Origin of the sequence: Trichocoleus sp. Lan, from assembly GCF_039961855.1 — a bacterium.
In the GTDB taxonomy this organism is placed as follows: domain Bacteria; phylum Cyanobacteriota; class Cyanobacteriia; order Cyanobacteriales; family FACHB-T130; genus FACHB-T130.
This window is the reverse complement of sequence record NZ_JAMPKA010000011.1, coordinates 121,200-135,499: the sequence shown is the minus strand read 5'-3', so window position 1 is coordinate 135,499 and position 14,300 is coordinate 121,200. Positions and strand designations below refer to the sequence as shown.

Below are 14,300 nucleotides of genomic sequence, written 5' to 3'. Positions count from 1 at the left end.
TCCTGAGCGATCGCGCAAAGTTTCATTTAATTCTAGCTGCCTCTGACTAAACTGGGGTGGAATGCTACGCAAGTGCAAAAAAAGGGGAGTGCGATCGCTTCCTCTCTTTCTTCGCGTCCTCTGCGTCCTCTGTAGTTGGGTAAAAAAGCGATCGCCGACCCTTCTATCAAGATGACCTAACTTTACTGAGAAAAGTAATAGGAGCGATCGCATCTAGATCGCTCCTACTATTGATTATCTCTTACACCCCTCAGCTAAAAGCGGAGAGAGGCAAGGGATGAGGTTCTTAAATCTTCGCTTCTTCCCTCACCAACTTATCCCAACCCAAATCTTTCAAATTGTTATTCCGGCGCAGCGGACGAGTCACCAATTCCAGGATGTCACGAGCATTTGTAAAGCCGTGAATCTGAGCAAAAGTGAACTCAACCGACCATTTAGTGTTAATCCCCCGTGCTTCTAACGGGTTGGCGTGAGCCATACCAGTAATCACCAAATCTGGCTTGAGTTCGTAAATACGCTGAATTTGGTTATAGTTGTCTGGCTTCTCCACAATCCTAGGCGTTGGTACACCCATTTCGTGGCAAGTTTTTTCTAGCAGCGCCAACTCAGCGGCTTGATAACGCTTATCCATGTAGGGGATGCCGATTTCTGGGCAAGTCATGCCGCAGCGCACCAGGAAACGAGCTAGGGAGATTTCCAGCAAGTTATCGCCCATGAAAAAGACAGATTTGCCGCGAATCAACTGGACGTAGTCTTCCAGATTTTCCCAGATTTGAGCTTCCCGCTCATCTAGCCCTTTGGGTTCAATCCCGAACACCGAGCAGATTTTCTCAATCCAGGCGCGGGTGCCATCGGGACCAATGGGGAAGGGTGCGCCGATGAGTTTGCACTTGCGGCGACGCATCAGCGTAGTGGCGGTGCGGCTGAGAAAGGGGTTCATGCCAGAGACGTAGTAGCCTTCTTCTAGAACTGGCAATTCGGTGTAACGCTTGGATGGCAACCAACCTGAAACTTTAATGCCTTGCTTTTTCAGTTCCAGTGTCAGATTGGTAACCACTGGATCGGGGAGAGAACCGAAGAGAACCAGTGGCGGATGCTTGACATATTCCGATTCATCGGCGGCGACATCTTCTTTTTTCTTGCCGAAGTTGAGCAGAGAAGCGATCGCATTCCTTTCTTTCTTCTCAGTTTCTACCACGGGTGCTTTATCGGGACAACGGGCAGCCATCGCCGCCAGTACGGTGTCTTCCCCTTGAGTAAAGGCGTAGTCTAAACCATTAGCGCGAGCCGTCACAATGGGGATGCCAATTTCGGATTCTAGCTTGGGTGCCAAGCCTTCCAAATCCATTTTGATGATTTCGGTGGTGCAGGTGCCAATCCAAACAATGACGCTGGGGTTGCGATCGCGCTTAATTTGCAAACACAGCCGCTTCAACTCTTCATAGTCATTCAACTGAGCGGAGATATCTCCTTCTTCCAATTCAGCCATCGCGTAGCGGGGTTCCGCAAAAATCATCACCCCCATCGCGTTTTGTAAGAAGTAGCCACAGGTTTTTGTACCAATAACTAGGAAGAAACTATCTTCTATCTTTTGGTACAACCAAGCTACACAGCTAATCGGACAAAATGTATGATAATTTCCAGTTTCACACTCAAAATTAAGCGCTTCCGGTTCTGTATTCGCAAGGGTCATAGTAAAGGTTTCCTCTCAAATTTTTAATTGATTGTTAGTCAAAAGGTGATTAGTTATTAGTCATTCCAGAGACAAAGAAATTCTGATTTAATGACTCATAACTATTGACAAATTACTCAGGATTTGGGATTCGAGCGACAATCTCTGCATCCTTAAGCTTCATTTACAGAGCGCTCCAGGAACGATTCGCTTGAAAATATTCCAACAACTTCTGCTTCAAAGCAGATGTAAAGTTTTCAAAAAAAGTCATACTTTCTGTTAGCTCATCCTGCCAATACTGGTGTTAACTTTTAACGCTGCCAAGGAAAGCGATGCTTTTTGTAAACTCCCTCGCAAGATTCATCCACCTTAGCAGCGATACGACTGGCTGATTGAGCAACATTGACAGCAGATGGAGGTAGCATTCTGACTTCCTCTGTATCTGTTTTTTCAGCCGATAGTGCCTCTAGCTCATCGTCGGGAGCCGCCGGTAATGCCTCTAGCTCATCGTCGGGATCGAAGTCTAGCCCAAAGCTCGCCACAATTCGGTCGGGATCTGCATTGAGATCCACAATCAGGGGAAGCATTTCATTAAATTGCGGGTCTAGAGTCGATAGCGTCGCCAAAATGAAGCTGGAGGTAGGGCGTCTTTGTCCTTCAGATGTCACCCAGACTTGCAGACGATTGAGCCAGTAGTGATTTTTTCGATAGTAGTCTAGCCATTTGGCTCTGACCGATTCCCGTAGCTGCTCAGGACGTAGTTGCTCAGGACGTAGCTGCTCAGGACATAGCTGCTCGGTGTTCACAGTTGGACTTGATGCTGATGCTGGTGAAAATAATTTGGTTTGGAGAATGGTGCATAACAATACGCACGTCAAGATTGACACTAAAAGCATTGATCCATTCTCCATCCTTAGCTCCCTAAACCATCATCATATCTAGCTCTTGTTCTTCAGTCTTCACCTCTGGCTTGGTGGGATTGAGGTAGAAATCAGACAGCAAGGAGAACAACTCGCGGTCTGGAGCATCGTTCGGCACAACACCCTCTGGACGCGCCAGAATTTGGTCGGCAATGTTGAGGTAGTAATCGCAGACGTAGTTGAGCGAGGGGTCAGTCTCTGCCATTTCAAACAGAGTTTTGCCCTTAACACGGGAAACGCGAATGTCTTCAATCAGCGGCAACACTTCCAGCACTGGCATTGGTACCGCAGAAATGTATTTTTCGATCAGGTCGCGCTTAGCAGTGCGGTTGCCAATCAATCCGGCGAGACGCAGGGGGTGAGTCCGAGCTTTTTCACGGACAGAAGCGGCAATCCGGTTGGCTGCAAACAAGGCGTCAAAGCCATTGTCAGTGACAATCAAGCAGTAGTCCGAATAGTTGAGGGGAGCTGCAAAGCCACCGCATACCACGTCACCAAGTACGTCAAACAGAATGATATCGTACTCATCGAAGGCGTTCAGTTCCTTGAGTAACTTCACGGTTTCGCCTACCACGTAACCGCCGCAACCGGCACCAGCTGGGGGACCTCCTGCTTCTACGCAATCAACGCCGCCATAGCCTTTGTAGATGACATCTTCAGCCCAGACATCTTCGTAGTGGTAGTCCTTTTCTTGAAGCGTGTCGATAATTGTGGGAATCAGGAAGCCGGTCAGGGTGAAGGTGCTGTCGTGCTTGGGGTCACAGCCAATTTGCAGGACTTTCTTGCCGCGCTTGGCTAGAGCCACAGAGATATTGCAGCTGGTTGTGGATTTGCCGATTCCGCCTTTTCCGTATACTGACAGTTTCACGCGCTTCGTCTCCTATAGTTTCATTTCAAACCAGGATGGTTGTCTTTGGTGTTAGGCAGGGCATGAATAAAGTCGCTGCCGAAGAAAGCCAGCCGTAGATTGCTTTTTATCTGGGTATGAACTGCATTATTGTCCAACTGCCGCAGAAAATAAAGGGGATGGATGAATGGATTAGGTACTAATCGCGATTATTGAGAAAATAGATAATTCTTTAATGTTTTTCTTTTGCTAAAAATGCTGATAAAGCTGCAATTTAAATATTTAAGAGGTTTTGTACTCTCTTAATTAAGAATGGGGAACAAAAGACAAAAAGCTCGGGGCGAAGAGAAGACGCTCACGCTACAACGTGAAACCGATAATTTGAGGCTATTTAGGACTCTGCGAACAACGGCGCTCGTCGAGAAAGTCTTAAACTGTACCTATAACTCGGATTGACTTCGCCTAATCGGCTACACTGCCTGAAGCAGATGGCTAATCAAAAGGGTCACAGAGGCATCTGCAAGTAAAGTGGGGATTTTGATGAATAATTATTAATTTTTGAGAGACTGTTTTCTAGGAATCCGAGTTGAGTTCACAGTCAGGGAGAAGATCGCAGAGGGGCGGGAAGAGGCTAACATCAATCACCGAAAGGGGAGGAGGGATGGTTTTGCGAAGCGCCTCGTGTTCCGAAGCAATCCGTCGCCATGACCAAGACTAAAGCGATCGCTACCGCTCATTGGCAACGCTTCTTGACTAGGCTTAAATTAGGACGCCATCTTTTTCTAAGGCGTATGCGTTGATTTATGGAAAGCCTTAGAGTCGGATTTTAGTTAAAGCAACTATATCTATATGAATACAGAAAGTGACATTCTCATCATCGGCGGCGGTGCGATTGGCTTAGCGATCGCCCTCGAACTTCGCTTACGGGGGGCAACCGTCACCGTCTTGTGCCGCGACTTCAACTCCGCAGCGGCTCATGCTGCTGCTGGAATGCTAGCACCCCAAGCAGAAGGGATTCCGACGGGCGCAATGCTGGATTTATGTCTGCGGAGTCGGGATTTGTATCCGGACTGGGCAAGCAAACTGGAAGCGATCGCAGGGGTATCTATCGGCTACTGGCCTAGTGGCATCTTGGCACCCGTTTATCTCAATCCTCAGTCCTCAGCCCTCAGTCCTCACTCCTTAGCACATTGGTTAGATAAAGATGCAATTCATCAAATTCAACCCGGACTGGGTTCAGACGTTGTTGGTGGTTGGTGGTATCCCGAAGATGGTCAAGTAGACAATCGGGCTTTAGTTCAAGCCTTGCGGGTGGCAGTGAGGGAATTAGGTGTAGATATCCGTGAAGGCGTGGCAGCTGAAGCCCTCCAGCAACAGAACCGGAGAATCAACTGCGTCAGAACAGCATCTGGGGATTTTCGCGCTCAACACTATGTCTTAGCCACCGGGGCTTGGTCAAATGAATTATTGCCAATTCCGGTCAGCCCGAAAAAGGGTCAAATGTTATCCGTGCAAGTGCCTGGGGGTAGTCAGGAGGGATTGCCTCTCAAGCGGGTGCTGTTTGGTGAGGAAATCTACATCGTGCCGCGTCGGAATGGACAACTGATCGTGGGAGCCACTAGCGAGGATGTGGGATTCACACCCCATAACACTCCAGCCGGAATCAGAACCTTACTGGAAAGCGCGATTCGGCTTTATCCCGCCTTGCAGAACTTTCCCGTCCAAGAATTTTGGTGGGGATTTCGACCGGCGACACCCGATGAGTTACCGATTCTCGGTTCTAGCGCCTGCGAGAATTTAACGCTGGCGACGGGTCATTACCGCAACGGAATTTTGCTGGCACCCGTGACGGCTTCCTTAGTGGCAGACTTGATTTGGGAGCAAAAGTCCGATCCCCTGTTAGACCATTTTCACTACTCCAGGTTCTACGCTGGATCTAAACCCATCAATGCAACCCCCAAAATGCTTCAAATAAGCCATCCTTCTGAATCCGGGAGAATTCAAGGCTCGTCCATACAGATGAATCATTCCTTGGAAACCCTGCCATCCGATCCTTTAATTATTGCGGGTCGGACTTTTCGCTCTCGCCTGATGACTGGTACCGGCAAGTATCGCAGCATCGAAGAAATGCAGCAAAGTATTGTGACTAGCGGTTGCGAAATTGTTACGGTGGCGGTGCGCCGGGTACAAACAAAAGCGCCCGGACATGAAGGGCTGGCTGAAGCGTTGGATTGGACAAAAATCTGGATGCTACCCAACACGGCTGGCTGTAAAACGGCTGAAGAGGCGATTCGAGTGGCACGTCTGGGGCGGGAGATGGCAAAACTTTTGGGTCAAGAAGACAATAACTTTGTCAAGTTAGAGGTGATTCCTGACTTAAAGTATCTGCTGCCCGACCCAATTGGCACTTTGGAAGCGGCAGAGCAACTGGTGAAGGAAGGCTTTGCAGTTCTGCCTTATATCAATGCTGACCCCCTACTGGCTAAACGATTGGAAGAGGTTGGCTGTGCGACGGTGATGCCTTTGGGTTCTCCGATTGGTTCCGGACAGGGCATCAAGAATGCAGCGAATATTGAAATCATTATTGAGAATGCTGGGGTGCCGGTGGTGGTGGATGCCGGACTGGCTACGCCCAGTGAGGCAGCGCAGGCAATGGAGATGGGGGCTGATGCCGTGTTGATCAATAGTGCGATCGCTGGGGCAAAAAATCCAGCCGCGATGGGTCGCGCAATGGCTCTGGGTGTTGAGGCTGGGCGTCTCGCCTATCAAGCCGGACGAATCCCTGTAAAAGTCTACGCCAACCCCAGTTCTCCCCTGACTGGCACGATTACCAGTTAAAGGCTAAAGGGGCTGAGGAGAATGTAAGTTCAACCTCTCCTTGGCACTCCTGCACTTAGTCGGTACCAAGATTCTCTCCTCTGGCGGAAGTAGTGTAAATAATTCATGCAAAAGATAGAGTACATTGACCCGATTCTTTGTTACAATTATTTACAAAATAAATCCCAGATAAGGATATCATTCATGCGATATACAACCGAAGACGGCGGACGTTTGAACAATTTTGCAGTAGAACCAAAAGTTTACAAAGCAGAACCGCCAACCCAGGATCAAAAGCGCAACTATCTCTTCATGGGAATTGGCGCGATCGCTTTGCTTAGCAGCTTAATATTTGTTGCTATTTCGGCATCCAATGTAGGCTAAGTACCCACCTGATACTTTTCAGGAACGGGTGAAATAAGGCAAAAGTAAAAAGTTAAGCGTAAAAAGAAACAGAATTTCGTTTTTTTGTCTTTTGCCTTCTACTTTGAATTGAACGTAGGTTTACCGTTGAAGGTTTTTTGTCGCTTCTAGGGCGTCTTGGTAACTTTCTGTCCTTCCTTGGGACTTGAAAAGGTCTGCGGATTTCTGAAAATCTGCAACTGCGGCTTGACGATTATTCAATCGTAAGTAGGTAATTGCGCGGTTGTAATAGGCTTCAGCAAATTTAGAATCTAAATTTACCGTTTGAGTATAATCGTCAAGTGCTTTGGCGTGTTCTCCTAGCCGGTTGTAAGCTAAACCCCGATTGTAATAAGCTCTGGCATTCTTGGGGTCGATTTGTAAAGCTTGGTTAAAATCGGCAATTGCGGCTTGAGTTTCTCCTAGATCGTCGCGAGCATTGCCTCGGTTAATATAGACACTTGCATCTTTGGGATTGAGTCGGATCGCCTCCGTAGAATCAGCGATCGCTTGTTGATAGTTTTCGAGAAGATAGTAGGAATATCCCCGGTTGCCGTAAGCATTTCCGTACTCAGGATTAATCCGAATCGCCTCAGTGTAATCTGCGATTGCTTGCTGATAAGCTCCGAGGATGTGACGGGCATACCCCCGGTTGTAATAAGACTCTGCATCCTGGGGAGCAAGACGGATCGCTTCGTCAAAGTCTGCGATCGCCCCCTCATAATCACCGGCGTCTAGTTTATCAACGCCCCGGTTGTATAAATCAACCGCGCTCATCGTTGCCTTATTATTATCAGCAGCACTCAGTAACTGGCTGGGCGGCAACTGAGCGTAGACAGCCGTAGGAATTCCACCAATTACTGTGGTGATTCCGACAATGGCGATAGTTTTGCGAATGTTATTCATAGCTTGTCTTTTCTCGCCCCGCTGGAAAGGACTGAGGACTGAAAGCTGAAGACCGATCGTTGAGGTAAAAAATAAACATCAGGGGAAACGTGAAATCTATTTTCTGTTTCTTCCTCTTGAGGTAGTCCTCAGCACTATTTTCTCACTCAGTCCTGTCGAATCAATCCTTTGCACTATTTTTTTACGTGCCAGCTGGCTGAGCTTCCTGATCGATAAGCTGGCGGAACTGAATGACATCTTGCCGGGGGTCGGCATGGCTGACTCGGACTTCTAAGCGATCGCCCAGTGCCACTGAGTGGGTGAACCGCATCGCCAACTCTAATCCCAAATCTTCTAACAAAATTAATCCTAACCGGTCATCTTCTCGCAACCATCGCAGCATCAGCGCTTGCCAAACCTGATCGCCATGACGCCGCAGGTACTCTAACCCCCAATAACGATTTGTCTGACGTTCAACTAACCTTGCTTCTTGGGAAGCGGTACCGATACCCAGCATGATTTCTTGTAACTCTTGCGCTGAGAAAGGCGTGGGTTCGCCGCGTAAATGCGCCTTTATTTGGAAATGCGCCAGCAAGTCGCTGTAGCGGCGGATTGGAGATGTTACCTGAGCGTAAGTTTCCAGCCCCAAACCGGCGTGTCGTCCCGGCGTGATGCTCATTTCGCTACGAGGCATACATCCCCGCATTGCACAAAATCTTACAGGTCCCGCTGGCAGCTGCAATAGTTCCTCTTCTGAGGGAAGTTCGGGTTGGGGTTGACTGCGAAAGGGCAGGGGAATATTGTGAGTTTTGCCGTAATGGGCAGCTACTTCACCCGTGAGAATCATCATCTCCGCCACCAATTGGCGTGCGGGTGAGTCTTCCAAAATTTCAATGATGATTTCGTCACCATTGACTTTAATCATCGCCTCTGGCATATGGATGTTAATCGATCCTTGGGACTGCCGCCATGATTGGCGACGTTTCGCCCAAGAAGCGATCGCTGTTATCTCTGGTTCTGCCTGGATACCCAGTTGCAGCATCTCATCCACATCGTCGTAAGTCAGGCGATAGGTCGGCTTAATTAAGCTGGCACTGATGCAATAGTCCTCTACGGCACCTTTTTCATCCAAAAGCACGCCAAAGCTCAGCGCCCAACAAATTTTTCCTTGCACTAAGCTCATCGGCCCGGTTGCCAAACTCGGCGGGAACATCGGAATCATCCCCGTCGGTAAATACAACGTTGTGGTACGCCGTCTAGCTTCTAAGTCTAATTCATCTCCTGGGGAAACCAAGCGCGAGGGGTCGGCAATGTGTATCCAAAGCCGCTGACGCCCATCGGCGAGGGTTTCCATACTCAATCCATCGTCTATTTCCTTTGTACTTTCATCATCAATCGTGTACACCTTCAAATGAGTCAGATCTAATCGGTGCTCATCCGAATCGTTCGGCGCGAACTCAGCATACTGCTTAGCCACTTCTATCACCTTGTCTGGAAAGTGAACGGGGATCTGACTGCGCCGCAGATATAGATTTTCGTGAGGACTCCACAATCCCAAATCCACCAGCAGTTGAAACGCAGCTTGGGGAGTTCCAGGGCGTCCAAGCTCGCTCATTGTTTCCAAAACAGGTGCTGGAGGGGGATAGGCGCGATTCAGAGATTCTTGATTGAGTCCAGCACGAACGACATCTGTCAACAGAGCCGCATATTTTTCAATGGCTTCCAGGCGTTGACGTTCGCGGCGTTCCCACTCTACCTGTTCGCCAGCGAGCGCCTTTTGCACCCGCTCTACAAATTCTTGTCGCCGCAAGAGCCGTTCTTTTTCGACTTCTATCTGATGTTTCAGTTCTGCTACCTGAGTAGCAGGACGCGGCTCGTAGCGATCGCCTTTTTGCTTGAAATAAAGTCTATCTTCAGATAGCAAATAGTACGCTGCGTAACATAGGGGGGCACTTTTGTCAGAAAACAGCACTGACGCCATTTCCACATCTGTAACGCTCGTTCCATCCTCTACCAATAATTCCCATGCTACCTCCAAGCCAGTTGGGTCCAGATAGCGCTGTACCTCTTGGAGGAAGCTGGAAATTTGTGCAGGTTTATAGCTTTCACCTGCAATCTTATAGGTCATTTGTCGGGGATGGATGGTGTGGGATTGACCTTTCTCGTCTACCACAATCCAGTGCGTTTTGCCTTCTTGACGTTCTGCAACAGCAAGACGCCGCTCTCCATGCAGCCGAAACTCAATTAACGTTCCTTTCTCCACAAGTTTTTGGCTTACGCAGTAGCATTCATTGGACAGCCCATCTATCTACCAGTTTAGCGGCGTGGCGATTGTAAATTGTAGATTTTCGATCTAAGTCCAAAATCCACCCATCCCCAATCCAAAATTGAGTTAACCTTCAGGGTTAATAAAGGGCAACAGAGCTAAAAGGCGTGCCCGCTTAATTGCTACGGTTAAATCTCGTTGTTGCTTTGCTGTTAAACCTGTAATTCGGCGAGGCAGTATTTTACCCCGCTCTGTAATAAATTTCCGCAACAAATCGACATCTTTGTAGTCGATAGGTTCGTCAGGTTTAATTGGGGAAAGGCGGCGACGGAAGTAAGTCATCGTTGGTGATTCGTTGTTAATTGTCAGCACTCAGCACTCAGCAGTCATTGGTCATTAATCAAAAACTAATGACTCAGGACTGATGATTACTTAATTTCTTTGTGGACGGTATGTTGGTTGCAGTGGGTGCAAAACTTTTTCAGTTCAATCCGCGCCGTCGTGTTCCGGCGGTTCTTGGTGGTTGTGTATCGGGAAACACCCGGCGATCGCTTGGCGATGTTGGTGCGACAGTCGGTGCATTCCAACGTCACAATCAGGCGCGCCCCCTTCTTACTTGCCATAATGCTATTTCTACAAAATTCAAGAGGACAAAATTAAACACAAACCAATATTATTTCATACGACGAGTCACTTGAGCAAGTAATTTTTTGACGCGGATATCTAAAGAATAACCTCGGCGCGTCTGCACGATACAAGTTCGCCCAACGCGATCGTGAAAAGCTTGTTGCCACTCAGCATCTGCAAAAGCCACTCCACAATCCACTGCTAGAGGGCTGATCAGCAGCAGTAAAGAGACCCCGTTCGACACCCCAATGGTCAGTCCCACCATCGCCAAAACAGCAGCGAATCCCAGAATCCCTTCGCGCTTGCATAACTCAAAAAGCCCAGGAGTTTTGCGGTATTTGGGATCGACGACTTTCATATCCAAAGCCCAGCGGCCCACACTCTGTCCCTGATTTCGCGCAACCAGAAGCACTCGCCCAGCTAGCCATGCGATAATGAAAACCAAGATTTGTGCAATCGGGATACCCGGAGTATTTGCCCCAAAGGGCAAGCTAAAGAGCCAAATAATTAGAAAATCAATCGCAAAAGCAATACACCGTCGCTCAATTGGCACCTTAGGTAATCGGCGGTTGGTCAGTTCGTTACGCATGAAAAATAGCTTTTCCGACGGTCTATTTCCATATTAAGCTTTCACCTAACCGCTTTTTGTCTGTTGTCCGTGAATGTGTTGATAGCGACGACTCTAGGGGTACGGCTCTCCAAACAGTGCCCACCAACTAACTGGCATCGGCGGGTTTCATTGGATAGACAAAAGCGACTCACCGATATCTTGGTTAAAAGAGCCGCTAGGCAATGCAACTAACCTGTAGATGCGATGAATCAGCGTCTCTACTAACTGACAATTTTTTAGACAATTCTTGAGAAGAGGCTGGATTGATGGCGATGCTGTTGGTTAAAGAAGCAGAGGCAATCATTTTCGATTTAGTGCAACCTCTAGATAACCAGATGGATGCTGAGGTTGTAGACCTCTCTCGTGCCAATAGTCGGATTCTAGCGGCTGCGGTGACGAGCGAGTTGGATTTTCCCCACTGGACGAATTCAGCAATGGATGGGTATGCGGTGCAATTTTCCGATGTGCAGGGAGCTAGCGCCGAACAGCCAGTGGTGCTGGAAATTGTAGAAGAGATTCCAGCCGGATATCAACCGCAGCGATCGCTCCAAACTGGGCAAACCGCCCGCATTTTGACAGGTGCGGTGATGCCAGAGAGCGCTGATACTGTAGTGATCCAGGAAGTAACGCGGCGGGAGGAGAAGCAAGTGTTTATCTTCGCTGCTCCAGCAGAATTAGGAGCCTTTGTGCGTCACCGGGCAGCTTTTTACCAGGCGGGAACTACCCTTTTGCCAGGGGGAATTAGACTCAATGCTCCGGAAATCGCTATTTTAGCAGCGGCTCAGTGTACTCAATTGCCCGTTTACCGACGCCCTCGCGTGGCAATTCTGTCCACTGGCGACGAATTGGTGAAACCGGAGCGACCCCTGAAGCCCGGTCAGATCGTGGACTCCAATCAATACGCCCTCGCTGCATTAGTGGCACAGACGGGCGCAGAACCTCAGATGCTGGGGATTGTCAGGGATGAACCAGAGGCACTCAAGAAAGCGATCGCGCAAGCTGTCGCTACCGCTGACGTGGTCATTTCTTCCGGTGGCGTTTCCGTAGGCGACTACGATTATGTGGATGAAATTCTTGCCCAACTCGGTGCTGAGATTCATATCCGTGCTGTTGCGGTTAAACCCGGTAAACCTTTAACCGTCGCCAGATTTCCCAACGCCCAGCGTCCGATTCTATACTTTGGTCTCCCGGGAAATCCAGTTTCTTCCTTGGTGAGTTTTTGGCGATTTGTGCAGCCAGCCGTGAGAAAACTTGCCGGTCTAGCTGAGGGTTGGGAGCCAAAGTTTGTACAAGCGCGATCGCATCACGATTTGCGTTCAGACGGCAAACGAGAAAGCTACCTCTGGGGCAACATGAATTTAGCAAACGGTGCTTATGAATTTCATTTGGCTGGCGGTAGTCACAGTTCCGGTAATTTAATTAATCTTGCTCAAACTAATGGTCTGGCTGTTTTACCAGCAGGTCAAACCTTCATTGCATCTGGAGATCCGGTGCAAGTTTTACCAATTGGTTAACCCAAAGAGTCATTGGTAAAAACTTTAAAGTTTTGAGTTTTGAATTACAGAACTCTCTTCGTACTCAAAACTTATTGCGCTTAGTTCCTTCCAATTACCAAAAACCTCTTTTGCCAGTGGGTAAAACGGTTGCCCAATTCGTTTTTGCCTGCGATAGCTGTTCCTCGCTAACTTTTGCCCCCGTGAGATTAGCGCCACACAAATTTGCACCTCGGAGATTCGCATGATTGAGATAGGCAAAGCTCAAATCTGCACCGCGTAGGTCAGCTCCTTCCAAATTTGCCGTGCTGAAGTAAGCCCTGCCCAAATTTGCCTCCTTCAGAATTGCCCCAACTAAATTCGCCCTGCCAAAATCAGCACTTGACAAGTCAGCGCCCTGAAGGTTGGTTTTAGCTAACTTAGCCTGATGAAAAATGCCTCCTGATAGGTTAACCCGTTGCAGGTTCAGCGCGCTTAAATCTTGAGAGGCAAAGTCTCGTCTACCTTTGGTGTAGGCAGTTAACACGCCAACAGCATCCAACTTGGCAGGAAGTTTTGACTTAGCATTGCCGTTAGAACCGCTATTTTTGAGCATCGTCGGCGGATAACCAGAGCCGGTAGCAGGACTTGGTTTATACATACTTCCCCCGGTTTGCGGTCCGGTCATGCCTAACTTTTCTCGACGTGCTCGAATTGCCATCGCCAGACGTTCTGAGGCGGAAGTGCCAGTCGAAGGGGCTGAGGAAAGCGTTGGACTGCTTAAGTCTCCAGAGTTGGTGTAGCGATTGCCTGTTTGTGGTTGTCGCTGAGAGCTATTGGGTTTAGTCGTTAAGCCTTGCTCCAAGCTGTCGAGATACGGTTCCAGGTCAAGCGCTCTCAACACTTCCTCAGCAGACTGATAGCGATGACGAACCGAAACCTCTAGCAATTTCTTGAGAACATCGGCAAAATGATCGCTGATCTGAAGCTGCTTTCGCCAGAGCATTTCGCCCGTTGACGGGTTGTAATCTAAGTCTTTTGGCGATTTTCCAGTCAGCAGATAAACGCAAGTGACTCCCAATGCATACAGGTCGCTCGCATAAACCGGGCGCATTGCCATCTGTTCGGGCGGGGCAAATCCAGGTGTCCCAATTGCGTAAGCCGTCAAAGCGGTTTGCTCGGAGCTACTGTTTGCCGTTGTCGGACTGACTTGGTTTTTCACTGCTCCAAAGTCAATCAGAACCAGTTTGCGGTCTTGTTCGCGGCGAATCAAGTTGGCGGGTTTGATATCCCGGTGAATCACCTGCTGGCTGTGGATGTAGTGCAGGACGGGCAAAATTTCGCTTAAGAATTGCTTGACACCAGCTTCGCTTAGAGGTCCCGATCCTTTAACCTCCTGCTGTAGCGTCAAGCCGCTAATATATTCCTGCACTAAGTAAAACTGCTGGTTGTCTTCAAAGTAATCCAGCAGCCGTGGCACTTGGGGATGATTGCCAATTTTCCCCAAGGTTCTGGCTTCTCGTTCAAATAGCTCGCGTGCCATTTGTAAAACGTGGGCTACAGTCGTTGCTGGTCTCAGTTGCTTGATTACGCAACTTGGCTCCCCAGGCAAAGACTCATCCTCAGCTAAAAATGTCGCTCCAAAACCTCCTTGCCCCAGCGCTTGACTGACTCGATAGCGCTTTCGTAATAGGAGTTCTGAGCCACAGGACCGACAAACTTCGGCGTGGTCGTGGTTTTGCGGATTTGGACAGGCGGGATTGAGGCAGTAGCTCATTCAGA

Annotated in this window: 14 protein-coding genes; 3 read left to right on the top strand and 11 right to left on the bottom strand. The window is 48.8% G+C overall.

Features of this window, described 5'->3' with window-relative positions:
* Positions 1–32 precede the first annotated feature (32 nt).
* The 5 genes from NDA03_RS12060 to bchL all read right to left on the bottom strand — a co-directional run bounded on the left by NDA03_RS12060 (position 33) and on the right by bchL (position 3,460).
* A complete protein-coding gene (locus NDA03_RS12060) occupies positions 33–170 on the bottom strand; it encodes a hypothetical protein (RefSeq protein WP_348238116.1) in 138 nt (45 codons plus the stop codon).
* 116 nt (positions 171–286) lie between these two features.
* Positions 287–1,693 (bottom strand): ferredoxin:protochlorophyllide reductase (ATP-dependent) subunit N, encoded by a 1,407-nt coding sequence (locus NDA03_RS12055; protein ID WP_190412562.1) that lies wholly within the window; start codon positions 1,691–1,693, stop codon positions 287–289.
* A gap of 163 nt (positions 1,694–1,856) precedes the next feature.
* Positions 1,857–1,943 (bottom strand): DUF5331 domain-containing protein, encoded by an 87-nt coding sequence (locus NDA03_RS12050; protein ID WP_190677898.1) that lies wholly within the window; start codon positions 1,941–1,943, stop codon positions 1,857–1,859.
* Positions 1,944–1,983: 40 nt separating this feature from the next.
* Positions 1,984–2,478, bottom strand: a complete 495-nt coding sequence (locus NDA03_RS12045; RefSeq protein WP_347275935.1) for a DUF5331 domain-containing protein — start codon at positions 2,476–2,478, stop codon at positions 1,984–1,986.
* A 115-nt stretch (positions 2,479–2,593) separates the two neighbouring features.
* On the bottom strand, positions 2,594–3,460 hold the full coding sequence (gene bchL, locus NDA03_RS12040; RefSeq protein ID WP_190412565.1) for a ferredoxin:protochlorophyllide reductase (ATP-dependent) iron-sulfur ATP-binding protein: 867 nt from the start codon (positions 3,458–3,460) through the stop codon (positions 2,594–2,596).
* Between the two features lie 828 nt (positions 3,461–4,288).
* On the opposite strand from bchL, the gene thiO reads away from it, so the two are divergent.
* The gene (thiO, locus tag NDA03_RS12035; protein WP_348238115.1) at positions 4,289–6,277 is read left to right on the top strand and encodes a glycine oxidase ThiO; all 1,989 of its coding nucleotides are present in this window, start codon (positions 4,289–4,291) and stop codon (positions 6,275–6,277) included.
* Positions 6,278–6,460: 183 nt separating this feature from the next.
* Positions 6,461–6,640 carry a ssl1498 family light-harvesting-like protein gene (locus tag NDA03_RS12030; RefSeq protein WP_190412567.1) on the top strand — a complete coding sequence of 60 codons (180 nt, stop codon included), beginning with the start codon at positions 6,461–6,463 and terminating at the stop codon, positions 6,638–6,640.
* Between the two features lie 120 nt (positions 6,641–6,760).
* Here the strand turns inward: NDA03_RS12030 and NDA03_RS12025 are convergent, their stop codons facing one another.
* From NDA03_RS12025 to NDA03_RS12005, 5 genes are all read right to left on the bottom strand, one after another.
* Positions 6,761–7,564: a tetratricopeptide repeat protein gene (locus NDA03_RS12025; protein ID WP_348238114.1), complete on the bottom strand. Its 804-nt coding sequence runs from the start codon at positions 7,562–7,564 to the stop codon at positions 6,761–6,763.
* A gap of 181 nt (positions 7,565–7,745) precedes the next feature.
* Positions 7,746–9,806 (bottom strand): ribonuclease R family protein, encoded by a 2,061-nt coding sequence (locus NDA03_RS12020; protein WP_348238113.1) that lies wholly within the window; start codon positions 9,804–9,806, stop codon positions 7,746–7,748.
* Between the two features lie 129 nt (positions 9,807–9,935).
* Positions 9,936–10,151, bottom strand: coding sequence for a 30S ribosomal protein S18 (rpsR, locus tag NDA03_RS12015; RefSeq protein WP_190412875.1), 216 nt, complete (start codon positions 10,149–10,151; stop codon positions 9,936–9,938).
* 86 nt (positions 10,152–10,237) lie between these two features.
* Complete coding sequence (gene rpmG / locus NDA03_RS12010; RefSeq protein ID WP_190412570.1) at positions 10,238–10,432, bottom strand: 50S ribosomal protein L33; 195 nt, start codon at positions 10,430–10,432, stop codon at positions 10,238–10,240.
* A 50-nt stretch (positions 10,433–10,482) separates the two neighbouring features.
* On the bottom strand, positions 10,483–11,025 hold the full coding sequence (locus tag NDA03_RS12005) for an RDD family protein (RefSeq protein WP_190412571.1): 543 nt from the start codon (positions 11,023–11,025) through the stop codon (positions 10,483–10,485).
* A 293-nt stretch (positions 11,026–11,318) separates the two neighbouring features.
* Between NDA03_RS12005 and glp the strand changes: the two genes are divergently transcribed.
* The gene (gene glp, locus NDA03_RS12000) at positions 11,319–12,560 is read left to right on the top strand and encodes a gephyrin-like molybdotransferase Glp (RefSeq protein WP_190534773.1); all 1,242 of its coding nucleotides are present in this window, start codon (positions 11,319–11,321) and stop codon (positions 12,558–12,560) included.
* A gap of 94 nt (positions 12,561–12,654) precedes the next feature.
* Here glp and NDA03_RS11995 read toward each other — a convergent pair whose 3' ends face one another.
* The gene (locus NDA03_RS11995) at positions 12,655–14,295 is read right to left on the bottom strand and encodes a serine/threonine-protein kinase (RefSeq protein ID WP_190412572.1); all 1,641 of its coding nucleotides are present in this window, start codon (positions 14,293–14,295) and stop codon (positions 12,655–12,657) included.
* Between the last annotated feature and the right edge of the window lie 5 nt (positions 14,296–14,300).

Coding starts and splice junctions, on each gene's coding strand:
- rpsR (WP_190412875.1), bottom strand. CDS start 10,151: ATGACTTACTTCCGTCGCCGCCTTTCCCCAATTAAACCTGACGAACCT.
- NDA03_RS12025 (WP_348238114.1), bottom strand. CDS start 7,564: ATGAATAACATTCGCAAAACTATCGCCATTGTCGGAATCACCACAGTA.
- glp (WP_190534773.1), top strand. CDS start 11,319: ATGCTGTTGGTTAAAGAAGCAGAGGCAATCATTTTCGATTTAGTGCAA.
- NDA03_RS12030 (WP_190412567.1), top strand. CDS start 6,461: ATGCGATATACAACCGAAGACGGCGGACGTTTGAACAATTTTGCAGTA.
- rpmG (WP_190412570.1), bottom strand. CDS start 10,432: ATGGCAAGTAAGAAGGGGGCGCGCCTGATTGTGACGTTGGAATGCACC.
- thiO (WP_348238115.1), top strand. CDS start 4,289: ATGAATACAGAAAGTGACATTCTCATCATCGGCGGCGGTGCGATTGGC.
- NDA03_RS12050 (WP_190677898.1), bottom strand. CDS start 1,943: ATGACTTTTTTTGAAAACTTTACATCTGCTTTGAAGCAGAAGTTGTTG.
- NDA03_RS11995 (WP_190412572.1), bottom strand. CDS start 14,295: ATGAGCTACTGCCTCAATCCCGCCTGTCCAAATCCGCAAAACCACGAC.
- NDA03_RS12055 (WP_190412562.1), bottom strand. CDS start 1,693: ATGACCCTTGCGAATACAGAACCGGAAGCGCTTAATTTTGAGTGTGAA.
- NDA03_RS12005 (WP_190412571.1), bottom strand. CDS start 11,025: ATGCGTAACGAACTGACCAACCGCCGATTACCTAAGGTGCCAATTGAG.